Below are 24,333 nucleotides of genomic sequence, written 5' to 3'. Positions count from 1 at the left end.
CGATACGTCAGAATACGAAATGCCGTGTTCTGATCCAATCAGACGAAGGTATAGGCGCGCTCGCAGGGACGCGATTGCATCTTAGTGAGGCCTTCACGAGCGAATTGACGCAAGCCGGATTTGACCGCAATCACCGTCAAACCATGCGCCTGAAAACTTACCGCATTGGGATGGCGGCGCTCAACCTGCCACCGACACCAAGGTGCTATGGACCGTGTCGGGCAGTACGGGCATCGTGTATCGATGGCTGAACCGACATCCAAGTGACCGAAGTCCCTGTCGCCGACGGCGCTCGGCCGCCGGGTCGAGGCCGGAGGCGCGGCAGCATCGTCTCGCCAGGTGAAACCTTCGTGATCAAGCTGGAAACTTGCCTTGCCCGGAATTTACCCGACGTGTCTGTCCTTCTGGGCTGGCGGACTGGTTGGGGAGCGGCGGCCGTCGGCTCTCTTCATTTGGTACAGCATCGCACATGAACGCAAGGATCTCGGTAAGACTGATCAAATGGACAATCAGGCCACCGTTCAGCCGATTACCGTGGCCATCGAGGCCAGCAGCCTGCGCGATCAGGTGTCGGCGATCAAACGGGCGCTGGTCGGGTCGCCGGTGCGCAAATGGCTGGTATGGACGTCGGTCGGCATCATCGCCGTCATCGTCGCGACGTCGATCGGCCAGGTTCTGCTCAACCGCTGGAACCAGCCCTTCTACGATGCGCTGGCGCGCCGCGACATGGCGGCCTTCCTGCATCAGCTGATGATCTTTGCCATGATCGCCGGCGGGCTGCTGGTGCTCAATGTCGGCCAGACCTGGCTCAACCAGATGATCCGGCTGAAGCTGCGCGAGGCGCTGACGCTGGACCTGATCGACCAGTGGATGCGCCCCGCGCGGGCCTTTCGGCTGGCCAATGCCGGCATTATCGGCGTCAATCCCGACCAGCGAATGCAGCAGGACGCCGCGCATCTGTCCGATCTCTCGACGGACCTCGGCGTCGGACTGCTGCAATCCTTCATCCTGCTCGCGTCCTTCGTCGGCGTGCTGTGGCAATTGTCGTCGGGCTTCGTCTTCCACATCAACGGCTGGTCGCTGGCGATACCGGGCTACATGGTCTGGGCCGCGTTCCTCTATGCCGGCATCGCCTCCTGGCTGAGCTGGCTGGTCGGACGGCCGCTGATCCGCCTCAACAGCGACCGCTACACGCGCGAAGCCGAGCTGCGCTCCTCGATGGTGCGCGTCAACGAGAATGTCGATGCCATGGCGGTCTACCATGGTGAAGCCGATGCCAAACGGCGGCTCGAACTCGACCTTGGCACGGTGCTGGGCGCGATGCGGCGCATCTATACCGCCCAGATCAGCCTGTCCTGGGTCACGGATACCTATGGCTGGATCACCGTCGTGGCGCCCATACTGGTTGCTTCGCCGGTCTATTTCTCAGGCGATATCAGCTTTGGCGGACTGATGATGGCGGTGGGCGCCTTCAACCAGGTTCACTCGTCCTTGCGCTGGTTCATCAACAACATCGGCAGCATCGCCGATTGGCGCGCCACGCTTATGCGCGTCGCCGACTTCCGGATCGCGCTCGATGAAACCGATGTGCTGCATGACACGGAAGGCGCATCGCCTTCGGCGAAAACGTCAATGGCAGCCTGACTTTCGAGAAGCTCGAAGTGGCCTCCCCGGAGGGCTGCACCAGGCTCGCCGACCAGCATGTCGAAATCCATCCCGGCGAGCGCGTCATGATCACTGGCGAGCCGGGTGCCGGCAAGACGCTGTTCTTCCGCGCCATTGCCGGGCTTTGGCCTTGGGGCAGCGGAAAGATCGGCCTGCCGGCTGGAGAAACACTCATCTTCGTGCCGCGCGTCCCGTATTTGCCGGCCGGCACATTGCGCGAGGTGCTCAATCACGCGAACGGGCATGCGCCCGCAAGTGATACCGATATTGCGGCGGTGCTGGCCGAGGTCGGGCTTGAACGGCTGTCGTCGTCACTCGACCGCGTCGGGCGCTGGGACCATGAATTGGGCGATGACGAACAGCGCTTGCTGGGCGTGGCCAGGCTTGCCTTGCGGCAGCCGAAATGGGTGATCATCGACGAAGCGATGGATGCGTTCGATGGCTCGTCGCTCAAGGGGGTGCTGTCGCTGCTGGAAAAGCATCTGAAGGGTGCCACGATCATCAACATCGGGCGCGGCCAGCACAACAATCAGTTCTTTCCGCGCGCGTTGACGATCGTCAAGGATTCCGGCGCACCGGCGCTGAAACCTGCTCGCGTCAGGGCCGGCGCCATCGATCCGCCGCCGGCTGCTGTCCGCCGCAAGCAATAGACCGATATTCAGAATCGCGCCGGGCGTCGCCATCGTCTGTTCGGTTCGTCACCGCCCCTTACATCCCTATGTTGCGCGACGACCACGCAGTTCGCCTGAGGCAGCGCTTATCCCGGGGGAGGGTCTGTTAGACCAGAAGTTTGCGCGCGATTGGGGGCGGCACGGCCACTGTTTAGACGGGTCGGTAGCCCGTTTGATCACCGAGCGGTCGGCCCTGCCCTGCCAGACCGACACCATGGTCTTGGCGATACGTTCGTCCAATCGCGGGCCAGAAGCCAATGCCTCATGTTCGAGGCATCGAGCATGTAAACATCGAAGGAGTTTCCAGTGGACGCCAAGACAACTACCTCGCAGATTCGCCTGACACGCCGGACGCCCACTTATTGGCGAGTCACGTTCGACAATGCCCCGCTCAATGTCATGGGTCCACAGATGGTGCAAGAATTCACACATCTGATTGACGCCATTGAGGCTGACGAAGACGTTCGGGTCGTGGTGTTCGACAGTAGCGTCGACGGATACTTCCTCAACCATTCAGACTTCAAGGCGCGGATCGAGGATATGCTCGCGCTGCCGCCCGGGCCGACGGGCCTGCCGCCCTGGCCGGATTTTCTTGTGCGGCTGACGCGCGCGCCGGTGGCCTCGATCGCCCTCATCCGAGGTCGCGCTACGGGTAACGGGAGCGAGATCACCCTTGCCTGCGATATGGCTTTCGTTAGCAAGGAAAAGGCCATCATTTCCCAGTGGGAGGTTGGTGTGGGTATGGTCGCCGGCGGTGGACCGATGGCCCGCCTGCCCCACCTCATCGGTCGCAATCGCGCCATGGAGATTCTGTTGTCCTCTGAGGACATCCGTGGAGAACAGGCGGAGGCGTATGGGTACGTGAACAAGGCTCTGCCCGACGCAGAACTCGACGCTTACGTCGATGCGCTCGCTACTCGGATTTCCAGGTTCGACAAGTGGGCGATCGCGCAGACCAAGCGCTTGGTCAACACGAGCCTGACGCCGGATGTCGAGCTAGGCGCCGGCTGGGAAGCCTGCATAGCTTCGCTGAGCCGACCCGCCGCCCAGGAGGGAATCAAAGCGCTGACCGCCAAGGGCTTCCAGGCACCGGGAGATGTCGAGAATCGACTGGCTTTCCATTTGGGCGAATTGCCACCGCGGTAGACCGCTGTCGATGTAGATGGCACCCCCTCAAAGAAGGAACAATCCCATGGATCTGCTCACGAAAGCGAAGACACTGGCCGAACGTGTGGAGGCAGAGGCGACAAAGGCCGACGTCCCTGTCGCAGTATGCATCATCGACGTTCACGGCAATCTGGTGCTCCAACACCGGATGAACGGCGCGCCTGTCTTTGCGCTCGAGATTTCCGAGCGCAAGGCGTATACCTCGGCCCTCGTGCGCCTGCGCACGGCTGACATCCTGCCGCTCGTACAGCCGGGGCAATCGCTGTATGCGTTGCCCACGGTCGGCGGCGGGCGCTTTTGCCCCATGGGTGGAGGTATTCCTCTGGTCGACGAAGACGGCAAGGTGTATGCGGGTGTCGGCGTCAGCGGCGGCACCGCAGAAGAGGATGTTGCCATCGTCGAGGCTGCTGTCCGCTAACCACGCTTCGGGCAAATTCGCCAGAGCCTCGGCCAAGGGCGACCGGATCATCTTCGAGCCCGACGGAATATCGGTTTTGCGAAAGACAGCAGCCCCGAAGCTTTCCACGACGGCGGCGAACCTCTGTATGCATCCAAGAGGGTGGCTCCACCGCATCGATGTTCGTTACATGCATGCAGCCGGCTACTGCCTCTCTTTCCCGTCTGGAGGAGTCGGCAATAACGAGCCGGTCATGGCCAGAATGATTGTTCTCGCGGCTAGCCACATGATGAGCACGTTTGCGGCCGCAAAAATTGGGAGAGCCAAGACGCCAGCCAAGCCCGTGTCGCCTCGGACGGCCAGTTTTTCAATCGTTGTCGCCAATGCCGTGGCGCCGAAGCTGACGCTCCATAGACCGGCGGAAAAACGGCGAACGATCCGTGGAAGCACGCCGCCAAGGACAACTGCCTGCAGGATTGCGTAACCGATGAGACAGTGAACAAAAACGTCTCCGGAGGTGCCCGACGAGTTAACATAGGCTAGCGAGCAAACCGCCGGAGGGGCGAGCTGGACCCCAAGGGTCGGCCGGATCTGGTCTCTAAGCGGCTCACCAAAATAGAGCCGATAGAACAAGACGGAATCGATTGTAAGCCACGAGAAGAGCCCGGCACCCAAAGCCAGTTGGGCCCACTCAGAATGCCCGAATGTCGACAGCCCAATGCTAAGGACGAACGACGCCGCGGCGACAGGCAGGTACAGGGCCGGCGTCGCGTCCGATAGAGCGATTGTCGCTTTCCAGATCATTTGCGAGTGCCAAAGCCCAAATCCAACCGCGAGCACCCCACCGATGCATAGGAGGATGGTGGCCGCTGTCGCGGTGAACGGCAGCACGCTCACCGCGGTTAGCATAATCCCGACACCCGCCAGACCAGGAAAGCAATTCTGAACGGGATCCGCGAGTTCGGCTCGCACGGCCAATGGTGCTAACCACAACTTCAAAGCGTAGAGCTGCCCATATGCACATGGCCAATATCACGACCGCTACAGCAATTCCTTGCGGAGCTGCCCACAGTTGATGCGCAACCTGCCACATGACGGCAAAAGAACTTGTCCCGAGGCCGATGGCAAAGAACGAGGCCGGAAACCGGGCTATTAGAGATCGCTCTGTCGGCAGATGGATCACGGGCTGACGCTCTAATGCCACCATTCCTTCGGGACGCAGTCCACTCACTTGCGCGACGCTGTCAGATTCGGACCACTCTTTCATAATTGCACCTCGCGAATCTGCCCGAAATCGCAGAGCCTTCAACCAACGTCTAACGGATATGGGCGACTGATCGCACGCCCTATGCCCATCGAGCCCCTAACGCATCGCGGGCAATTTCAACGTCACGACTGTGCCTGACCCAAGGATGCTTTCAAGATCGATGCTCCCTCCCGACTCTTCAACGAAACGTTTCACCATCGGCAATCCAACGCCGCCTAGACCGTCACCTTTCGTCGTGAAGAAGAGATCAAATGCCCGGACCATCGTCTCGCTGGTCATTCCAATTCCATGGTCTTCAACACGAAGATCCACCTGGTTGGAATTTTCCGATACAGAGGCGTGAACTGAGATCAAACCGCCGTCAGGCATGGCATCGCGCGCATTAAACAGAAGGTTGAGGACTGCATTTTGCAAGCCAACCCGATCGCACCTTACCAAAGGAAGGTCGGAGCCGACGCAAACCTCGAGATGGATGTTCTCATTCCAGGCGCTTCGAACCAGAGAATGGACGTCGGCCAAGCAAATGGCCACGTTTGCGTGCGCAATTACGCCTTCGATCTCTCTAGCTGTCCTGATGGTTTGCCTGACAAGGCAACCAGCTCTTTCCAGAGCGGTTTTGGCACCAGCAATTACGGTCCCCGCCCCCGGAGCCGTCGCGATATTCGGGTCTCGACCCAGGTGGTTCAACGCCGACGAGGCGACCTGAATGAGATTCCCCAGGTCATGAACGATGCCGGCGGTCGACATCTGCAAGGCCAGACGATCCTGGGGAAAATTCCTCCGGGCGGCAAATACACTTTCATCTATCTCTGTACCCGACATTCCATTCCTCCGTTTGCTCGGTCGACAGTTCTCGCGTTACGAAGTACACACACCGTCGCGCCCGTCGTGGTTGAGGGCAGTCTAACTGGATGCCAGAAGCACTCTTCTCAAGGTCGGGTTCAAAGAACTCCCGCGCACAGTCCGGCGCCGATAGCCACGCAGATCGCGCCAGCAATGCGATTGACCGGACCTGGCGCCACGCGTTGCAAAGTGAGCCCCAAACCGATGCCGACCGCATGCAAGATGGCCGTTGCGAGCAAAAAACCCGCGACGTATTCCAGCCCATTCACGTTATGGACGACCTCGGCTCCGTGAGCATGTCCATGCAGCAGCGCAAAAACACCAACGATCGCGGCGCCGACCCATACCGGCGGATTGACCACCAATGCCACCATAAGCCCCAGCACGACGACTGAGGCCAGAATGCCGGCCTCAACAAAGGGTAAGGCAATCTGCGCCAGGCCAAGCGAGCCGCCGACCAACATGATTGCGACGAAGGTCAATGGCCACACCCAGAGAGCGCGACCCCCTTTGACAGCTGCCCATAGGCCGACTGCCGTCATGGCGGCGATATGATCGAGCCCGCTTAGCGGGTGTGCGACGCCGGCTGCAAAGGAGACGGCCAAACCGATGCTCGGATGCGCCGAGGCCGGCACCACGAAGGCTAAGGTTAGAACTATCCAAATCGAGATCAATCTCATCGTAGTCTCCTTCGGTTCAACAGATATAAAGTCGTAACGCGTCTGCTTGCAGAAAGGGGCACGTCGGCATCACAAGGGATAGCTGCCCTTAATCGTGAGCATCGTGGGGGGGCCCTAAATAAGGGAACTCAGCAAGCAGGTCGCCATGCGGCCCAACCCCGTCCCCCGCCAACTTGCCGTTCGTAAGGATGGCCATAAAAGCATCCGCGGCATCGTCTGTAAGTGTCCGGCCATTTTCCGGAAAGGACGCAGGCCGTCTCGGGTCATAGGGCATGATATCTGGCAGCAATGTCCTTGCCACCCGCTCGGCTTCATCCGGTCGATATCCACCCGTGTGCTCAAGCGCGTGCGCGAATGTTGCAACAAACCGGGCGTCATCTGCAGGTTGCCCGGCGAGATAAGCCTCTTGCTGCTCACCGGGCAGAAATACGGCCTGCTGAGGGCGCGCACCCCGTTCGACCTGCACCCAGCCCTCACTCTGCTTGTGCAGTGTGCGTGCCCACAGGCCAACCGGTTTGGTCCCCAACGCGGAGTTGGGCAATTCCAGAACGATGCTGCAGACGTCTTTGTCAGAAAAGAAATCAGTACCGGTGAAATGCAGATCATTCACGGCACCCAAGGTGTCAAAGAAAAATGCCTCGCTTCGCCAGCCCGCGAAAAAGCGGTAGTCGCCGGCCTCGGTCACCTGCGCACCCCGGCCTGTCGACACTGGAGCCTCCAGAAAGACAACCTCTCCACCGTCGTCTGTCCCAGCGGCCAGTGCACCCTCAACCCGGCGTACCGTGGCGATCTGCATCGCCCCTGGTAACGACGAAACGCGTACACGATACGCAATGTCGGCGACCGCATCGCCATTTGTGTCGATCTTGATCTCGTAGAGGCCGTCAGGCGAGAACGGTTCGTCAGTGGTGGGCTCCGGATCGATTACCGTAGAGGACGGATGCACATTCATGATCAGGATCGACTTCTCCACGTCCCCCGGCTTCGGAAAGGCATAGAGATCGGTGAGATCCAGACGCGCATCTGCCCGCGGGAACCCAAAGTTGGGACCTGAATAATGATGTGACATCGTCATATGCTCCTGAGCGGGAAATTGATTGACCCGGTCCAAACCCGGCGTGATGGGCGCTTGCATCGTCCAAAATCAGACGCGCCGATGCCGATCAACAGCGTCCAACTAATTAAGTACTGACAGCGGTCAGAGCCAGAATATATTAAACGATGGTATTCCCGATACTTTGGTGTCGATCGCATCGATGCCTCGACGTGCTAGTTTCCACTGGTAAGCGCTGACGCTGAGCATCCCTCAGTGACGGCTCGCTGAGTGGAACTGGCTGGCAGTGGCTGGCCGAAAGGACGCAGTGATGGCTCGCTTGCTGTCGGTCAATGTGGGCTTGCCGCGTGGCATTCCATGGCAAGGGAAGACCGTCGACACCGCGGTTTGGAAAGCGCCAGTTCAAGGCCCACGTCAGGTCCGCCGGCTCAACGTCGATGGCGACAGGCAGGGAGACGTGGCGGGGCACGGCGGCGAGCAACGGGCGGTTTTGGTCTATCAGATGGATTCCTATCGCTTTTGGCGAAGCGAGCTAGACCGCAACGATTTTACCTACGGACAGTTTGGGGAAAATTTCACGGTCGATGGGCTGCCGGATCATGAGGTCTGTATCGGCGATCGTTACCGGATCGGGAGCGCCCTGTTCGAAGTGACGCAACCGCGCGTCACTTGCTACCGAGTCGGTATTCGCATGAACGAGCCGCAAATGGCAGCGCTGCTGGTTGCGCGTGGGAGGCCCGGCTTCTATCTGCGCGTCCTGGAAGAAGGCCAGGTCGAGGCTGGAGATGAGATAGTCCAGGTTGGGATGGGCCCCGAGCACATGACAGTGTCAGAGGTCAATGCGCTGCTATACTTGCCCGGTCACGCTCGCAGCCAGCTGGAGCGGGCGTTGCGAATCCCAGCTCTGAGCCCTGGCTGGCGGGGATCGTTCCAAGCGCTACTCTCGCAGAACGAAAGTGGCGGTGCGACAACCGGAAATGCCGGGCTTGACCCCGCGTCCGGACCGCCTGCTGCGTGGGCGGGATTTCGCCCGCTGCGCGTGGTGCGCAAGATCAGCGAGAGCAGCAGTGTGATGTCGCTGGTGCTAGAGCCCTTTGATGAGTCTCACCTCACCGCAGCTCTTCCAGGCCAGTTTGTCGTGCTGCGCTTACGAGTGATGCCCGATGCGCCGGCGCTGATGCGCAGTTATTCTTTGTCGAGTGAACCTGGTGAACGCCACTACCGAATAAGCGTAAAGCGGGAACCGCATGGTGTGGCGAGTGCCTACATTGACGACCGGGTCGCGATCGGCGACGTGCTGGACGTCAGCGCACCACGCGGCAGCTTCACTCTTCGGTCAGACAATGGTCCAATCGTGCTTCTAAGTGCCGGGGTTGGCGCGACTCCCGTGATTGCGATGCTCCACGCATTGGCGGTGAAGGGTTCGACAAGGGAAGTCTGGTGGCTCCACGGAGCTCGGTGTGGCCATGAGCATGCTTTTGCCCAAGAGGTTCGAGACTTGCTCAAAGCCCTGCCCCACAGCCACAGCCATATAAGCTACAGCGCGCCCGATCGCGAGGATAGGCAAGGTGTCGATTTCGATGCCGCCGGACACTTGGACATCGAGGTGCTTCGAAAACTGGACGTTCCGCGCGATGCCAATTTCTATCTCTGCGGGCCATCTGCCTTTATGGGCAACCTGAGCGCAGCGCTTGCAGCCTGGGGTGTCGCCGCCGACCAAGTCCATACGGAGCTGTTCGGCCCAGGTCCCTCGAGTACACCGGGCATTGCCACCACTCCAAGCCGGCCGCCGCATCTACCTGCCGAACCCAATGGCAAGGGACCTCTGGTTTCGTTCGCACGGAGTGGCTTGACCGTCCATTGGGGCTCGGCGTTCCAGAGCCTGCTTGAACTTGCTGAGGCGTGCGACGTCCCGACGCGATGGTCGTGCCGCACCGGTGTCTGCCACACTTGCGAAACCGGGCTTGTGGCTGGAACTGTCGCCTACCAGCCCGATCCAATCGATCCACCCGCGACGGGCACCACATTGATCTGCTGCTCCCAGCCCACGGGGGACGTCGTTCTTGATCTCTGATCTGGCAAGATGTGACGTCTTGACGGTGGATGTGGCATTCGATTTCACCGCTCGGCAATTACCTAGCCGCACCGACGTCCATCACTGCTTCGGCGAAAGCCTGCGGCGCTTCCTGAGGTAGATTGTGCCCTATGCCGCCGGTGATCAGACGATGGGAGTATCTCCCCGAGAACATCTTCGCATATGCGCTCGCCTCCAAATGAGGGGCACCATTGGCGTCACCTTCCAGCGTGATCGTGGGGACGGCGATGACCGGCGCCTGCGCGAGCCGCTTCTCCAGGTCCTCATACCGAGGCTCGCCTTCGGCCAGGCCAAGACGCCAGCGGTAATTGTGGATCACGATCGCCACGTGATCAGGATTGTCAAAGGCGGCTGCGCTACGCTCGAAAGTAGCATCGTCGAAATTCCAGCGCGGCGAAGCGAGACGCCAGATCAGCTTCGCGAAGTCACGCGTGTATTTCTCATAGCCGGCGCGACCACGATCGGTCGCAAAATAGTACTGGTACCACCATTGCAATTCCGCGCTCGGCGGCAGCGGCACTCTGCCTGCCTCTTGGTTGCCGATTAGATAGCCGCTCACCGAAACCATCGCCTTGCAGCGCTCCGGCCAAAGCGCAGCGACTATGTTGGCCGTTCGGGCACCCCAGTCGCAGCCAGCGATCGTAGCCTGTTCGATGCTCAGAGCATCCATCAGTGCAATAACGTCCGCCGCGACCGCCGACTGCTGCCCGTTGCGCATTGTCTTGTCGGCAAGAAAGCGAGTCGTGCCGTAGCCGCGCAAATACGGCACGATCACGCGGTAGCCCTTTGAGGCCAGGAGAGGCGCGACGTCGCCATAAGTGTGTATGTCGTAAGGCCAGCCATGGAGCAGGATTACGGCCTCGCCAGTGGTAGGGCCGGTCTCGGCGTATCCGATACTGAGCAATCCGGCGTCAATCTGCTTCAACGGATCGAATGTCTGACGACCCGCTTTGCTGAAAAGGTCTCTTCCCTGAGTGTTCACAGACGAACCCGCCTGCGCCGGCTTGTCTATTCCCAACTCAAAGGCGGAGATAGCCACCAGCGCGGTACCGAGTAAGCGGCGGCGATCGTGATCAATCTTTTGTGACGCACACTCCATTTTTAGTCTCCTCGAATGGGAACTGATCCGTTGGTTCTTTGCTCGATTTCAAAGTGCCGCGCGGAAACCCAAATGCGCGGCCGGGTGGAGGGGCGACCCGGCCGCGCTACTGGGCGGAGGCGATGGGGGAGAATCGCCTCGCTCGCCTCAGATTGACTGGCGCAGCGGTCTGAACGCTTCTCTGAGTTCGGCACAAAAGATTTGTGGCTGCTCCCACGCCGCGAAATGGCCACCCCTGTCCACTTCATTCCAGTGAATGAGATTGCCGAAGCTTTTCTCGCCCCAACTCCGCGGCGCGCGGTAAATCTCAGCCGGGTACACTGTGACCGCGACGGGAAGTTTCGGGATGTCAAACGCGTCGAAGGGGCCACCGCCGGCTTGCGCACCCTCCCAGTACGACCGCGACGATGATGCGCCGGTATTGGTGAACCAGTAGAAGGAGATGGCGTCGAGCATCTCGTCGTATGTAAAGACCTTCTCGGGCTCTCCACCGCTATCCGTCCACTCCGCGAACTTATCGTAGAAATACGCTGCCATAGCGACGGGCGAATCGGAGAGGGCATAACCGATCGTTTGTGGGCTCTCGTTCATCATCGCCGCGTAGCCAAAACCATCGCGGTAGAAGTGCAGCAGCCGATCGTAGGCACTTTTCTCCTGATCCGACAGTTCAACGGGCGCCGGATCAAAATTGCGGAGGTGCCGAAGAACGTTCGGCGGTACGGTTCCAGGCATATTGATGTGGATACCGAGAAGCCCCTTCGGAGCCTGAACCGCCAGCAGCTCCGAGATGATCGCGCCCCAGTCGCCTCCCTGGGAGACGTACTGCGTATATTCCAGCCTGATCATCAACTCATGGAACGCGCTAGCTATCCGTGCCGGGCCCCATCCAGTCGTCGTCGGCTTTCCCGAGAACCCGTAGCCGGGCATTGTTGGAAGGACGAGGTGGAAGGCATCTTCCGCCCGCCCCCCATGCGCCGTCGGATTAGTGAGCGGGTCGATCACCTCCAAAAGCTCAATGAGTGAACCCGGCCAACCATGCGTCATGAGCAAGGGCATCGCCCCGTCATGCGGCGAGCGAATATGCGCGAATTGAATATCCAACCCGTCTACGCTGGTGATGAACTGGGGCAGCTTGTTTAGTTTCGTCTCGACCTTGCGCCAGTTGTAGCGCGTACCCCAGTACTCAACGAGCGGCTGGAGCTTAGCGAGTTGAACACCTTGGGAGCGATCGTTGACGGTCTCCCTATCCGGCCATCGTACGGCTTTGATACGCGTGCGAAGATCTGCAAACGCCCATGTCGGAACATGGATATGGAAAGGACGGATAGATTCATCTCCAGCCCCCGCGCGCAGCGCCCCGGGCCCCAAGCTGACGACCCCAACGGAGGCCGCCGCAACAATGACATGGCGCCGTATTGGCGATAGGGATATTGCTGACATTGCTTCCTCCTCGATCAACCTGATCTATCCGGATACGGCTTTGAGAATCTACATCCGAACCGCGTAAATCTATTACACGATGGTATCGGCAATACTTTCTGGTTGGCGAGTAGAAGGCGGTCGGGGCTGGTCATGAACATTTCCACTGCGGACTGCACCACGCCGGCACGGTCGCAGCCGACCGGATGAGATATTGCCCCGTACGCACCCGATAGCGATACCGCCGCTCAGGTCGGCAACGGCTTGCCGGCCTGCTCGGCTACCATGTACTCGGCGTACCAGTCGGGCCAGTTCTCATCGCGTTGTCCGCCTGTCCGCTTCTCGTGCTCGCCATGCGCGGCCGCGGCGCGCCGGAGTGCAGCTGCAAGCTCGCTCAACGAGGTGAATGTCGTGTCGCCGGCCTCCAGGCGTCCCGGCAGCCGCGCAGTGATTTCCTGCAACAACCACCCGTTGCCGTCCGGGTCCTTGAACGAGGCGAACGAGGAGTAACTGCGCCCCTCTGGATCCTTGCCGCTGATTGCCGGCTGTCCAGGACCAGCACGGTGGAACACTTCGCTGGCGTCGGCCCCGCGCGCCACAAGCTGGGCGCGCGCTGCTTCGATATCGGACACAATGAGATAAAGTCCCTGTGCCGAGCCGGGCGCAGCTGACGTCAGGCCGGTGCCGAAGTGGATCGAGCTCGGTGACCCAGGAGGCGTGAATTGCACGACCCGAAACGTGTCGCCGACGGGGAAGTCGGCGTCGAGCCGCCAACCCAGGCCGCCGTAGAAACGCTTGGCGCGATCGACGTCCGAAACGGGGATAACCACGGCCTCGAGCTTCAGGTCGATCATCGGCGTTCTCGCAGTTTCGCTACGCACTACATCATCTCTCATGTCGAGCTCCTTAGTTTGACGGCAGGGCATGCCCAGGTACATGTGCGTGAGCAGTGCCACGCGACCGCGTCAATTACTCGATGCTATCGTCGGATGACTTTCCATTGATCACTGCGACGGCTTCGGCTTTTATCGACATGCGGGGCGCCACCTCTGTGGAGCCCTCCCGACGCCATGCTTCAACCGTGCCCGGAAGCGCGCCGATGATCCCGACAATCGCCGTCGCGGCGAGCAACTCACGTTGTGTGGCCGTTAGTGATCTTGCTGGCATCACGCTGCGCGCTCCATTCGTACGAACGGACCATCCAGTTTCGGTGGAGATTAGTCTATTGCACGTTGGTATCGGCAGGGTTGGCAGTGTTCCCTGCGCATCGCCGACCAGCGATTGGAAAGCTGAGTCAGATCGGTCGATCGGACCGAATTACTCCTCGGCATTCGGCAACCGCAATACTTCGGATCGGCATTTCCCACCGACCTATGCCAGAGTGTCGACCATACCATCGCACAATAGATTCATTCCCACCCGCAGATAGATAACAATGCTCCCGGGGTAGTACCGGCCCGTGGGGGTTATCAATAGATCATCGTCGCGATCGTCGAGTAGGCGATTGTCTCATAGAGGAAAAGGAATTCGTCATGAACATTAAATCTACCTGCCTGGGCGCAGCGTTTGCTCTTTCACTATTCAGTGGAGATGCGTTTGCCGGCGCGCTCGATGTTATCGACCCCATCAACACGCAGTCGTTTTACACCGGTTCTATCAAGGAACACGTTCAAACGAATCCCATTATGAGAGCCAGATTCAGGGCACCCTCAAAACTCTGCCGCACGCGAAGCGCATGGCGATGGTGAGAGAATGCCAGGACGCGGCAATGACAAAGCCCTATGCGGAATTCTGTGCCGATCTGAATGCCCTTGCCGGCTCATGATCCTTCAAGCCAGGGTGAACTCTGTTGAGCCGGACAATGCCGGGCCTAGTGCCCGCCATTGTTGTTTCCGTGCTTGCTGTGGCAGGAAATCCTGCCGTCTCTCCCCATGGCCCTGCGCCTTGGAAACCGGCCTAGTGACATCAGTCGACGTCTCGCTGTGAGGCCGCGCAATGCGAAGTTGGCTCCAACGCACTGCCCCGCATCGAGCGATATCCAGGGGCCGCACCCGCCGATTTTGTCTCACTGATCGATGCCAGTGGCGTGGCTTTTGCCGGCGCACTGGACGCGATGGAAAACATTCGGCCCTTCTACACCGATGCCAGCATGAAAACGCTTAAACCGATGTCTGAATTCAAGGTAGCGTTCATGGCAATGCCGCAGACCAAGCGCGAGATGATGATGCGAGAATGTCAGGACGCTACCATGAGCAAACCCTACGCCGAGTTCTGCGCTGACACCTCCCAGTGGCTCTCCGCTAGCGTGCCTCCGGAGAGGGATCAGGCCGCGTGGTCATCACAAAATCGCACCCGCGGCGGCGAACGCAATCCACAACCCAAATAGCGGCACCAGGATCCACCGTGCTTGGCTCACACTGTTCTCTGTCGCGCACTCTGTTGGTTCCGATTTTGCTGTGGCGTCGCGCAAGATCTTCTGCCATTGGCTCAAACTTGGCAGAATCGTAGGAAAACTGTCCCGCCCGGTATCTGTGTGTCCCGAATATTTTGCCGTTATGCCGCGCAAATCCTCCGACCCTGCAATGTCGGTGACATGACTTCCTCCCAAGTGCCCGCAATGGGCGGTTCGCGGCCCGGTCAGGCTCGCGGTGGGGAGAATTTCCCGCCGGTCGGTCAAGAAATCGGTGGCATCCAATCGCCTGCTCCTTGTCGATCTTGCCCTATCAGGTAGAGCCCAGATCGACCCGCAGTAGCGGCAAATCTATTGTACGATAGTCTCGGCAATACTTTGGGCCACTCGACGACGAGGCAGGTCGGCAGATCAGAACGATCATTGAAACCCTGGCGGCTTTGGGGCCCAAGGTTAACCCGCCGGTGAAGAGGCCAAGCCATCTGACGTCAAGCCAGAGCACATTTTGGGCCATACGAAAGACACCCATAAGGAGGCGACAGAGGTGAGATTTCTCGCGCCGCATCCGCCCCGACACACTCAAGACCATACCAGGGCGATTGCTCGAAGGCGTGGCTGGTGGCGAGGGCCGCAGGGTAATTCTAATACCATGGTATCCGCGACACCTAAGGATAATAACCAATCTTCGAATTATCGACAAATGTCCCTGCAGACATCAGTCAAACCAGGAGGTTTGTTATGTTTCTCTTCCGCTCGAATCTTTTGGCGGCAGCGGCGAAGGTCGGTTCTGTCGCGATCACCATCGGACTCGGGTCGGCGCCTAACCAGAGCGCCCGCGCCGAGACCTTGCCAGGACAGCCTGGCGCCCCTTACCAGAGTATGCCATCGCTGGCGCCGATAGGTACGCGCGTTGACCACTATCTTCCGATTCCCAAGGAAGACGTAACCCCGGCCATCGACCCGAAGAAGGGATACCGGAGCCAACAGTTGGGCCGTGGCCTCTACATGGTCACCGACAACGGCTACCAGTCGATGTTCCTGGTGTACGAAACCGGCGTCGTCGTGGTCGACGCACCTCCGGGATACTCGGCCCACATACGCCAGGCTATCGCCGAGGTGACCGACAGACCGATCACACATGTCGTCTACAGCCATGCGCACGTAGATCATATTGGCGGCGTAATCGACCTCGGCGGTCATCCAATCATCATCGCCCAAGAAGAGACCCTACGGCTGCTCGAACGGGCCAAGGATCCGAGGCGCCCTGTGCCTACGGTCACGTTCAAGGATCACTACACCCTGAAGGTCGGCAGTCAGGTTCTCGACCTGAGCTATCCCGGCAGCAGCCCCCATGAGCCAGGAAACATCTTCATCTATGCTCCCGAGCAGAAGGTCCTGATGGTGGTCGACGTGATCTTCCTTGGCTGGATGCCCTGGCGTCGCTTTGCGCTTGCCAAGGACATCCCCGGTTACTTCGACCAGGTGGCGTACATCGACACATTGCCGTTCGAAACGCTCGTCGGAGGCCATGTCAATCGCGTGGGCACTCATTCCGATGTACGTACGCAGCTCGAATTCATGAATGACCTGAAGACAGCTGCCGCTGCTGCCCTCAAATCAACGCCCCCAGGCGAGGAAATGGAAGCCGAGGACAAGCCCAACCTCTGGGCCGTCTACGACAACTACATCGACCGCGTCGTTGTGAAATGCGTCAATGCCGTCACGCCCAAGTGGCAGTCCCGACTGGCCGGTTATGACGTGTTCATCTGGGACCAGTGCTACGCGATGGAGCTGAGCCTTCGTATCGACTGAAGGCCTGGTACCCGAGAGTTCAGACGGGATCGTCGTTATGCGACGGTCCCGCTCAGAGGCGGCGCGAAGTGTGGTCCAAAGGGTCTTCTGGGAGCAGTCGACCAACCCTGCGCCTAGCCGGCAACCCTCAGACATGGCCAAACAATTCGCAAGATTGACTACCCCCGCATGTTGGAGATTGGATCGTTGAGATGCTCCGAGTTGAAGGCTTTGAAGGACCCACGCAATCGGCGTTGAGGAGCGAGGAGGAATCGCAACCGGCGGCGTCTCCCGTGTTCGGCCTGGTGGCTTCGCCAAAATCAACGGAAGCACCAATAAGCTGGGGTCGAAAGACCGCTATTCTAGTGGTGGCGACTGTAACGATGTCGCTGTCGGCAGCCTGGGCCTGGCAATGGTATTTCCACGGTCGTTCCGAAGAGACTACCGACAACGCTTATGTCCGCGGCGATATAACGAGTATCGCGCCCAAGCTCTCCGGCTATGTGGTGGAAGTTGCAGTTGGCGACAACGCCGACGTTAGCAAAGGGAGCTTTCTGTTTCGCATCGACGACAGTGATTACCGGGCGAAACTCGACGAAGCCATTGCCACTCTGTCCACCCGACAGGCCGAGATCGCAAACATTGAAGCAACGCAGAAACTGCAAGATGCCTTGATCGAACAAGCGGTGGCACAGCAGCGCTCGGTCTCAGCGGATTTGCTGTTGGCGAGAGCCAATCTTGACCGCTACACCGCTCTCCGAAAGAGCGGGACGGCCAGCGAACAGAAACTCCAGGATGCGCAGACCGCGTTCGCAAAAGCCGAGGCGGGGGACAAAGCCGAGGCGGCCAATACTCTGGCGCAGAGGCTGAAGCTTGGGGTGTTCGACGCCCAACTCGCCGGTGCCCAAGCAGCGATGGCTCTGGCGAAAGCATCTGTCAGCCTGGCCAGGATGGATCTCGCCAATACCGTCATCCAGTCGCCGATCGACGGCGTCATCGGAAACCGGCAAGTTCGCGTCGGACGCTACGTCACGCCTGGCACCCCGGCGATGGACGTTGTTCCGGTCAAGGATATATGGGTCGTCGCCAATTTCAAGGAGACCCAGCTTGGTCGAATGGAGGTTGGACAGCCTGTTCAGGTGGTCATCGACGAGTACCCTGACGTTCATATCGATGGTGTCGTCGACAGCTTCGCCCCGGGTAGCGGGGCTGCCTTCAGCGTGCTGCCACCGGACAATGCGACGGGTAACTTCATCCGCGTCGTCCAGCGCGTTCCAGTCAAGATAAGACTTACACACAATCCGTTGCCTGGTCGGCTGGTTCCTGGACTTTCAGCCCGCATTGCCGTCCGGGTGGGCAGGGAAACCGATCCCGCGACCACCACTTCGAACCCGGTCGGCGACCTTGCGGAAAATCGGCCCGGTACGGCACAATGAGCCGTCAGATCGAACCGCGACCGTTACTGACGAAGCCCGAGGTACTCGGCGCCGCATTGGTCTTGACCGGAGTTGTACTGACCGCCGTCATGGATTCGATCGCCAGCACGGCGCTCTCTATTGGGCGCCTGGATATGCTGGGCGACATACATGCCACGACTGACGAATTTGCGACTTTCGACATCGCATTTCTCGCGGCCAAGCTGACCGGCTTTTTGGTCGCGCCGCTGCTTGTTGCAGCGCTAAAGCCTACGTCCTGTTTGCGCGCCGGCACGGTCGCGCTTCTCTTGGCGTCTGCCGCAATGATCTCTTCCGTCGATATTGCCTGGATTGACGTCTGCCGCATCGTTCAGGGTTTTGCCGGCGCGACCGTGCTCGTGGCAGGCCAGACGCTGCTGTTCCTTCGTTTCCCGAGCCGTCAGCAACCGATTGTGCAAGCTCTCTTGGCCCTCGGCTCCGTCATGGCCCCAACGACAGTGACACCAGCGCTCCAAGGTTGGCTTGTCGACCACTTGTCGTGGGACTGGATATTCCTGAGCAACGTGCCGGTGGGCATCGTCGCCCTCGTCATGCTCGCGGCGGACCGCGGACAAACGGTCCGCCACAGAATCCGCATCCCCTACATCCAGATCGCGCTGGCTGGAATCGCCGCAGCCTCTTTGACCTACGTGTCGCAGCAAGGCAGCAGGTTCAATTGGTTCGACGACGGGCACATCATCCTTCTCACCCTGACCGGCCTGCTGGCGGTCATCCTCCTGCTGCTATGGGAGTTCCGATTTGCATCGGATCGTCTGATACTTCCCGCGTCGCCTTTGGGTAATCCCGACTATTGCTTCGCTATTGTTGCCAGCCTGGTAGCCGGATTTGCCCTGTCCGGCAGCGCCTTTCTTATCCCGGCCTTCGCCCTGAACGTCCTAAACTTCACCGCGACGGATGCTGGAACTCTTCTTCTGCCGAGTGGAGCGATGTTGGGGTGTTCGCTGCTGATTGCGGGAATCGGCATAAAAAAAAGCGGAATAAATCCGTTTGCTCTGGCTCCTGTCGGTATCGTGTTTTTCGCCTCGTCAATGTGGCTCATGTCGGGTTCGACAAGCGACAGCGGAGCTGTGGATTTGGAGTTTCCACTGCTCTTGCGCGGCTTTGGGCTGGGTTTCCTGTTCGTGAGCTTGACGCTGGTTGCGTTCATGCGACTTCCTGCCAAAGCGCTGCCCTTCGGCATCGGTCTTTTCGATCTTGGCAAGCAGGTTGGTGGTCTGGCTGGCACGGCTCTCCTGCAGACTTATCTCGATCGACAACTTGCCTATAATCGGACGGTACTGGCATCGCACCTGGATGTTGGCGATGTTGTCCTCGAAGAGCGCCTGAAGGCAGTGGCGGGCCAACTTGGAACTAGGGGGCTCGACAGTGTTGCTGCTGGTAAAGGCGCACTGTTGGTTCTGCGGCAGGCCGTGGACAGGCAAGCCGTCACCATTTCCTTCAACGAGGCCTTCTTGGCGATTGTGCTGTTGTTCTTGTTCGCGGCGCCTTGCCTTATCCTCTCCAGGAGGTTGCTTGGCCTTCGATCCTCAGTCCGGGTAGGTGTATCGAGGGTCTGATGCATGTCGCGCAAAAGCGCGCAGCGGTTTTGTGATGACGACATGTATAAAAACAAGAACCTAAAGCGCGTCGCCTGAATCCGTTCAAACGCGACGGCTTAGGCCGCTATCGCTGCCAAGCGTCGGGTCAATAGCTCCTACGCCTCGAGGAGGTTTCGCACTTAGAAGTGGCCTGTGAGACCGCCTTGGTGCCGTTCACGGCGCGCTCCAGGCTACCGGCCGATCGGCCAAATCCACGAAAGCGAATTCAATGTCCGGTTTCGTGGTCGGAGTAATCCCGATTGCGGTCCACCGGCGACGACGAACGGCAGGGCGCCTCGAGGCCAGAAAGGTCCGTTTTTGCCGAGTTATGCTCCCGCTCGAGAACGCGCTCCGCGACCAACATCACCCAGTCCGCAAAGGAGCTATTCATCTTAGCGAAGACGTCAAGGGATCCAGATCTGCTCAAAGACCCCTACGGGTTATGACATCCTATCGTCGACGGGTGGCGAAGGTTAAATCCACCGAGTGCTCAAGCCTCACCCCGCGGCGTTCCCATTGCTGCCTGGGCCTCCTGAGCCTTGGCCGGCCCGCGGAGCACGTTGGCAACCAGAACGGCAACAATCGTGCCGGTCACCGGTCCCAAAACATAGACCCACCAAGTGGACAGATCGCCCCGGGCCAGGTCGGGCCCGAAGGCGCGGGCGGGATTCATCGCGCCTCCTTCGTAGGGGCCGCCCAACGTCCCGAGCGACATCACGTAGGCACCCACCGCAATGGGGATGAACTGGCCATTAAGCTTTGGGCCATTTGCCATCGAAAGCACCATCAAAACCATGCCGAATGTAAGGATGGCCTCGAAGAAAACCGCCTGCATGGCCTGCCCAGCTTGCGGGACGGTGGCTGCCAGGTTGCCTTCGATGCCAAAGAACGAGCGGGCAAGAAATGACCCGGCTGCGGCGGCGAGTAACTGCACAACGACATAGGCCGCGCACATCGGCCAACCCATGTCGCCGCGCAATGCAAAGGCAAATGTCATGACAGGATTGAAGTGCGAACTGATATCGCCGAGGAAATAGATGGCCACGACCAGCCAAAGCGCGGAAATCGCCGATAGGATGAATGCAGCGATGATGGGCTCAACCTTTATTCCGCCGTACAGTACGAGGATGGCCGCGCCGGCCGACAATACAAAGGTCAATCCTGCCGTACCGATGAACTCGGACAGCAGGCGCCGAAATCGATGCTCGGGACTTTTCCAGTTGGCGTTGAATCGAGGCTGGCCAATCTGCAACGCGAGTGCCGCCTCGCCGAACACGACAGGGGGGATGCTCATGGGTCCTCCTAGAAATCCTGGGTTGAAGTGATGACCGCCTCTGCCGAGGCCGGCAGCGGATCCAAATCCCCGCGTCGGACGAACTGACGCGCTCCTAGGCGCAGGTTGCGACGAAAGGTTTGACCATTTTCTCCGGGTCAACCACGCGGTCGAACACCGCATCGGAAACAATGCCGAGCTTCAGCGCGGCCGCCTTGAGCGTGACATCGTTGTCCATCGCATAGTGCGCGATCTTCGAAGCCTTGTCATAGCCGACAACAGGCGAGAGCGCGGTCACGAGCATCAGGGACTCGCTCACATATTGGGCGATCTTCTCCTTGTTGGGCTGCGTGCCCTCGACCAGGAACTTGCGGAAATTCGTGCAGCTGTCCGTCATGATCGTGATCGAATGGATGATGTTGTGGATGATCAGGGGCTTATAGACGTTCATCTCGAGATAGCCGCTCGCCCCGCCAAATCCGACCGCGACGTCATTGGCCATCACTTGCACAGCCACCATGGTTAGCGCTTCGGCCTGGGTGGGATTCACCTTGCCGGGCATGATGGACGAGCCCGGCTCGTTCGCCGGTATTATGAGTTCGGCGAAGCCGGCCCGTGGCCCGCACGACATGAGGCGGACGTCGTTGCCGATCTTGTACAGGGAAATTGCCAGCGTGCGCATCGTGCCAGAAAACTGCACAAGCGCATCGTGCGCGCCCTGAACGGCGAACTTGTTCGGCGCCGTTACAAAGGGAAGCTCGGTCAGCCTGGCGATTTCGGCCGCGGCGGCTTCTGCGAAACCTGGCGCCGAATTGATCCCGGTGCCCACCGCCGTACCGCCAAGGGCGAGGCGATAGACGCCATCCAGCGAAGCCTCGAGGCGATCCAGATCGTCGGCGAGCATTTCGGCATATCCCGACCATTCCTGGCCCAAGGTCAGCGGCGTCGCATCCTGCATGTGGGTGCGGCCGATCTTGACGATGTCCTTCCATTCCTCCGATTTGGAAAGAAGAGCTTCGTAGAGCTGCTTGACCGCCGGCATCAGTCGCTGTTTGGCATTGATCGACGTAGCGATGTACATCGCGGAAGGGAATGAATCGTTCGACGACTGCGCCATGTTGACATGGTCGTTCGGATGTACCGGTGTCTTACTGCCAAGGACCGTCCCGACCAACTGGCAGCACCGGTTGGAAATCACTTCATTGACATTCATATTGAACTGGGTGCCGCTGCCCGTCATCCAGACATGCAGGGGAAACATGTCTTGATGTCGCCCGGCAAGGATCTCGTCACATGTCTGGACGATCAGTCGATGGACCTGATCGTCGAGTCGCCCACCTGTGTGGTTTGCATTGGCAGCGCCTTTCTTCAGGACGGCATAAGCCGCGATCATCTCGCGTGGGATCAAATCCTTCCCTATGGAAAAATGATCAAGAGACCTTTGCGTCTGGGCTCCCCAGAGCCTATCGACTGGGACATCTACCTCGCCCAGACTATCGGTCTCCTTGCGCATTTGCATCATGATCAGTCCTTCCACAACGCCTCAAGTCGCTCCATCGAATTCCACGCTTCGCAAACTACTCCTGATACTTGGCGGTATATTGCTCCAGGTTCTTCTCGACGTCCCCAGGCTGCTGCAGCCCTTCATCGACAAGGACCTTCACACGTGCCTGAGCCGCAGGTCGTTGTACAGAAGTGATGAATGCGTCCCAGCCCGGCTGCATTTCGGAGTCCGGGGGCAAACTAGCCTGGTTGATCAGGTTCTTGGTGTCGGCAATCGCCTGCCCATCGAACGAAGCAATGCGCGTCGCCAAGGCGTCGACAAAACCGTCCAATTCTGAATCGGGCAGCGCCCGGTTCACATAACCGTAGCGCTCGGCAAGTTCGCCATCAAAGCCCTCGGCACCGATCAACATCTCCATAGCGCGGCCGCGGCCGACCAGCCGAGGCAGTCGCGCCATAGGGCCGCCCCCAGGGACGAAGCCGGCGCCAACTTCAAACTGCGACACGACCGCCTTCTCCCGACTTGCAAAGCGCATGTCTGCCGCTAGCGCAAGCTCGCTGCCGATGCCACTCGCCCGTCCACGAATTGAAAGAATCGTCACTGCCCTCAGGCGGCTGAGGCGCACCATGATGTCGGGCACGGGATGCATGCCCGTTGGCCCCGGCTTCATACCGCTGGAGTCCTTAAGGGGACTCAAAAGGTCGTAATGAGCGATGAAATAGTCTGGCACCGCGCTGTCAAACACTACAACCTTGACCCTCGGATCGGCTTCGATCTGGCCAACAATTTTTGCAAGCTCGCGCACTTCGGACGGGCCAACTATATTGAGCGGCGGATTGTTGAAAGTGACTTCCCAGTAGGCCTCACTCTTACGTGTCAGGCGGATCTTCGCCGTCTTCGTACTCGGTGTCGCTGCAAGCGGCGTGCTAGCATCACTGGATTGCTTTGAATTCTGCCCGAACACACTAGAGCAGTAGAGCGCCGCAACAATGGAAAACAGCATCACTGATTTTTTAAGTTTAGAATTGTCCATAACTATTTTTACCTCATTGATCGCCAAGGTCTACAGCGTTGCAAGAGATTAAGCTTCAACACCGATACATAATTAACAGTGCCAAACGCTCGAAAATGTTCACAAGCACAGCACCTTCTCGCCAGCACTCCTGCCAAGAATTCCACGTTCACTTCGAAACTATGGTTATAGGTGCAGGAACATCGTCGCTAAGGCGATAGGACGATGGTGTCGCCAATACCTTCGGATTGATGAGGCTTCTCACCGCGCGACGGCGATTGAACGATAGTTCGGGCGCGCAGAGAAGCCTCTACTCAGCGATGCCGAGTCGGGACGCCATGTTCACAAGCTCGGGCAGCGAGCGGGCCTGCATCTTCCGCATAGCCTGGCCACGATGTGCCTTGACTGTGATTTCGCTGATGCCAAGCTCAAAGCCGACCTGCTTGTTCAAGAGACCACGCACGACCAGTGTCATAACCTCTTGCTCGCGTCGGCTGAGCGATACATAACGATCCCTAAGGGCGTGCAACTCAGAGTCCAGAGCAAGTGCGGTCTTACTTCTTTCGAGTGCCAGCTTAATCGCACCCAAAAGTTCCTCGTCGTTGAATGGTTTGGTGAGAAACTCGACAGCCCCAGCCTTCATCGCTTTAACCGTCATCGGTACGTCGCCATAGCCGGTTATGAAGATGATGGGCATGTCGGTACGGTCGACAGATATGAGCTTCTGCAGGTCGAGCCCACTCAGATCAGGAAGATTCACGTCGAGGATCAGACAGTTCGCAACCAGCGAACGTGACCGCTCGAGGAATGCCTTTGCTGAGGCGAACGTCTCTGGTCGCCAGCCCACAGAGCAGATGAGTAGTTCCAACGATTCGCGTACTGAAACGTCGTCGTCGACAATGAATACGACAGGTGTTTCGTCCGACATGGATGA

18 protein-coding genes and 1 pseudogene are annotated in these 24,333 nt (G+C 59.2%); 8 read left to right on the top strand and 11 right to left on the bottom strand.

The window, feature by feature from the left end:
• Positions 1-501 precede the first annotated feature (501 nt).
• The 3 genes and pseudogenes from NKH01_RS03735 (at position 502) to NKH01_RS03725 (ending at position 3,921) form a co-directional block, all read left to right on the top strand.
• Positions 502-2,315, top strand: a pseudogene (locus NKH01_RS03735) (ABC transporter ATP-binding protein/permease).
• A 327-nt stretch (positions 2,316-2,642) separates the two neighbouring features.
• Positions 2,643-3,482, top strand: coding sequence for an enoyl-CoA hydratase/isomerase family protein (locus NKH01_RS03730; protein ID WP_353019003.1), 840 nt, complete (start codon positions 2,643-2,645; stop codon positions 3,480-3,482).
• A gap of 46 nt (positions 3,483-3,528) precedes the next feature.
• Positions 3,529-3,921 (top strand): GlcG/HbpS family heme-binding protein, encoded by a 393-nt coding sequence (locus tag NKH01_RS03725; RefSeq protein WP_353016535.1) that lies wholly within the window; start codon positions 3,529-3,531, stop codon positions 3,919-3,921.
• A gap of 183 nt (positions 3,922-4,104) precedes the next feature.
• Here NKH01_RS03725 and NKH01_RS03720 read toward each other — a convergent pair whose 3' ends face one another.
• The 4 genes from NKH01_RS03720 to NKH01_RS03705 form a co-directional block, all read right to left on the bottom strand.
• Entirely contained in the window at positions 4,105-4,899 is a 795-nt protein-coding gene (locus NKH01_RS03720) for an SLAC1 family transporter (protein WP_353019001.1), read from the bottom strand.
• 364 nt (positions 4,900-5,263) lie between these two features.
• Entirely contained in the window at positions 5,264-5,989 is a 726-nt protein-coding gene (locus tag NKH01_RS03715) for a sensor histidine kinase (protein ID WP_353019000.1), read from the bottom strand.
• Positions 5,990-6,108: 119 nt separating this feature from the next.
• Positions 6,109-6,690, bottom strand: a complete 582-nt coding sequence (locus tag NKH01_RS03710; protein ID WP_353018998.1) for a HupE/UreJ family protein — start codon at positions 6,688-6,690, stop codon at positions 6,109-6,111.
• A gap of 88 nt (positions 6,691-6,778) precedes the next feature.
• A complete protein-coding gene (locus NKH01_RS03705) occupies positions 6,779-7,825 on the bottom strand; it encodes a DUF4331 family protein (RefSeq protein ID WP_353018997.1) in 1,047 nt (348 codons plus the stop codon).
• Positions 7,826-8,054: 229 nt separating this feature from the next.
• On the opposite strand from NKH01_RS03705, the gene NKH01_RS03700 reads away from it, so the two are divergent.
• A complete protein-coding gene (locus NKH01_RS03700; protein WP_353018994.1) occupies positions 8,055-9,818 on the top strand; it encodes an MOSC domain-containing protein in 1,764 nt (587 codons plus the stop codon).
• A gap of 58 nt (positions 9,819-9,876) precedes the next feature.
• Here the strand turns inward: NKH01_RS03700 and NKH01_RS03695 are convergent, their stop codons facing one another.
• The 3 genes from NKH01_RS03695 to NKH01_RS03685 all read right to left on the bottom strand — a co-directional run bounded on the left by NKH01_RS03695 (position 9,877) and on the right by NKH01_RS03685 (position 13,211).
• Positions 9,877-10,938 (bottom strand): alpha/beta fold hydrolase, encoded by a 1,062-nt coding sequence (locus tag NKH01_RS03695; RefSeq protein WP_353018993.1) that lies wholly within the window; start codon positions 10,936-10,938, stop codon positions 9,877-9,879.
• A gap of 147 nt (positions 10,939-11,085) precedes the next feature.
• Positions 11,086-12,378 carry an epoxide hydrolase family protein gene (locus tag NKH01_RS03690; RefSeq protein WP_353018992.1) on the bottom strand — a complete coding sequence of 431 codons (1,293 nt, stop codon included), beginning with the start codon at positions 12,376-12,378 and terminating at the stop codon, positions 11,086-11,088.
• Positions 12,379-12,605: 227 nt separating this feature from the next.
• Positions 12,606-13,211: a VOC family protein gene (locus NKH01_RS03685; RefSeq protein ID WP_353018990.1), complete on the bottom strand. Its 606-nt coding sequence runs from the start codon at positions 13,209-13,211 to the stop codon at positions 12,606-12,608.
• A 1,232-nt stretch (positions 13,212-14,443) separates the two neighbouring features.
• Here NKH01_RS03685 and NKH01_RS03680 point away from each other — a divergent pair.
• The 4 genes from NKH01_RS03680 to NKH01_RS03665 all read left to right on the top strand — a co-directional run bounded on the left by NKH01_RS03680 (position 14,444) and on the right by NKH01_RS03665 (position 19,589).
• Positions 14,444-14,743, top strand: a complete 300-nt coding sequence (locus NKH01_RS03680) for a hypothetical protein (RefSeq protein WP_353018988.1) — start codon at positions 14,444-14,446, stop codon at positions 14,741-14,743.
• A 762-nt stretch (positions 14,744-15,505) separates the two neighbouring features.
• Complete coding sequence (locus tag NKH01_RS03675) at positions 15,506-16,579, top strand: MBL fold metallo-hydrolase (RefSeq protein WP_353018986.1); 1,074 nt, start codon at positions 15,506-15,508, stop codon at positions 16,577-16,579.
• Between the two features lie 191 nt (positions 16,580-16,770).
• Positions 16,771-17,994, top strand: a complete 1,224-nt coding sequence (locus NKH01_RS03670; RefSeq protein ID WP_353018984.1) for an HlyD family secretion protein — start codon at positions 16,771-16,773, stop codon at positions 17,992-17,994.
• Positions 17,991-19,589 (top strand): MFS transporter, encoded by a 1,599-nt coding sequence (locus NKH01_RS03665; RefSeq protein ID WP_353018982.1) that lies wholly within the window; start codon positions 17,991-17,993, stop codon positions 19,587-19,589. The genes NKH01_RS03670 and NKH01_RS03665 overlap by 4 nt, the downstream gene beginning before the upstream one ends.
• Before the next feature lie 511 nt (positions 19,590-20,100).
• Here the strand turns inward: NKH01_RS03665 and NKH01_RS03660 are convergent.
• The 4 genes from NKH01_RS03660 to NKH01_RS03645 form a co-directional block, all read right to left on the bottom strand.
• Positions 20,101-20,904 (bottom strand): MIP/aquaporin family protein, encoded by an 804-nt coding sequence (locus tag NKH01_RS03660; protein WP_353016496.1) that lies wholly within the window; start codon positions 20,902-20,904, stop codon positions 20,101-20,103.
• 94 nt (positions 20,905-20,998) lie between these two features.
• On the bottom strand, positions 20,999-22,405 hold the full coding sequence (gene fumC, locus NKH01_RS03655) for a class II fumarate hydratase (RefSeq protein WP_353016567.1): 1,407 nt from the start codon (positions 22,403-22,405) through the stop codon (positions 20,999-21,001).
• Positions 22,406-22,460: 55 nt separating this feature from the next.
• Positions 22,461-23,420 (bottom strand): enoyl-CoA hydratase/isomerase family protein, encoded by a 960-nt coding sequence (locus NKH01_RS03650; RefSeq protein WP_353019184.1) that lies wholly within the window; start codon positions 23,418-23,420, stop codon positions 22,461-22,463.
• Positions 23,421-23,709: 289 nt separating this feature from the next.
• Entirely contained in the window at positions 23,710-24,327 is a 618-nt protein-coding gene (locus NKH01_RS03645; protein ID WP_353018981.1) for a response regulator transcription factor, read from the bottom strand.
• Between the last annotated feature and the right edge of the window lie 6 nt (positions 24,328-24,333).

Origin of the sequence: Mesorhizobium sp. M1403 (assembly GCF_040317695.1) — a bacterium.
Lineage (GTDB): Bacteria > Pseudomonadota > Alphaproteobacteria > Rhizobiales > Rhizobiaceae > Mesorhizobium.
Note: the sequence above shows the minus strand (reverse complement) of the source record. Positions and strands in the feature narration are given on the sequence as shown.

Coding starts and splice junctions, on each gene's coding strand:
- NKH01_RS03725 (WP_353016535.1), top strand. CDS start 3,529: ATGGATCTGCTCACGAAAGCGAAGACACTGGCCGAACGTGTGGAGGCA.
- NKH01_RS03715 (WP_353019000.1), bottom strand. CDS start 5,989: ATGTCGGGTACAGAGATAGATGAAAGTGTATTTGCCGCCCGGAGGAAT.
- NKH01_RS03710 (WP_353018998.1), bottom strand. CDS start 6,690: ATGAGATTGATCTCGATTTGGATAGTTCTAACCTTAGCCTTCGTGGTG.
- NKH01_RS03705 (WP_353018997.1), bottom strand. CDS start 7,825: ATGCAAGCGCCCATCACGCCGGGTTTGGACCGGGTCAATCAATTTCCC.
- NKH01_RS03700 (WP_353018994.1), top strand. CDS start 8,055: ATGGCTCGCTTGCTGTCGGTCAATGTGGGCTTGCCGCGTGGCATTCCA.
- NKH01_RS03695 (WP_353018993.1), bottom strand. CDS start 10,938: ATGGAGTGTGCGTCACAAAAGATTGATCACGATCGCCGCCGCTTACTC.
- NKH01_RS03690 (WP_353018992.1), bottom strand. CDS start 12,378: ATGTCAGCAATATCCCTATCGCCAATACGGCGCCATGTCATTGTTGCG.
- NKH01_RS03685 (WP_353018990.1), bottom strand. CDS start 13,211: ATGATCGACCTGAAGCTCGAGGCCGTGGTTATCCCCGTTTCGGACGTC.
- NKH01_RS03675 (WP_353018986.1), top strand. CDS start 15,506: ATGTTTCTCTTCCGCTCGAATCTTTTGGCGGCAGCGGCGAAGGTCGGT.
- NKH01_RS03670 (WP_353018984.1), top strand. CDS start 16,771: ATGCTCCGAGTTGAAGGCTTTGAAGGACCCACGCAATCGGCGTTGAGG.
- NKH01_RS03665 (WP_353018982.1), top strand. CDS start 17,991: ATGAGCCGTCAGATCGAACCGCGACCGTTACTGACGAAGCCCGAGGTA.
- NKH01_RS03660 (WP_353016496.1), bottom strand. CDS start 20,904: ATGAGCATCCCCCCTGTCGTGTTCGGCGAGGCGGCACTCGCGTTGCAG.
- fumC (WP_353016567.1), bottom strand. CDS start 22,405: ATGATGCAAATGCGCAAGGAGACCGATAGTCTGGGCGAGGTAGATGTC.
- NKH01_RS03650 (WP_353019184.1), bottom strand. CDS start 23,420: ATGGACAATTCTAAACTTAAAAAATCAGTGATGCTGTTTTCCATTGTT.
- NKH01_RS03645 (WP_353018981.1), bottom strand. CDS start 24,327: ATGTCGGACGAAACACCTGTCGTATTCATTGTCGACGACGACGTTTCA.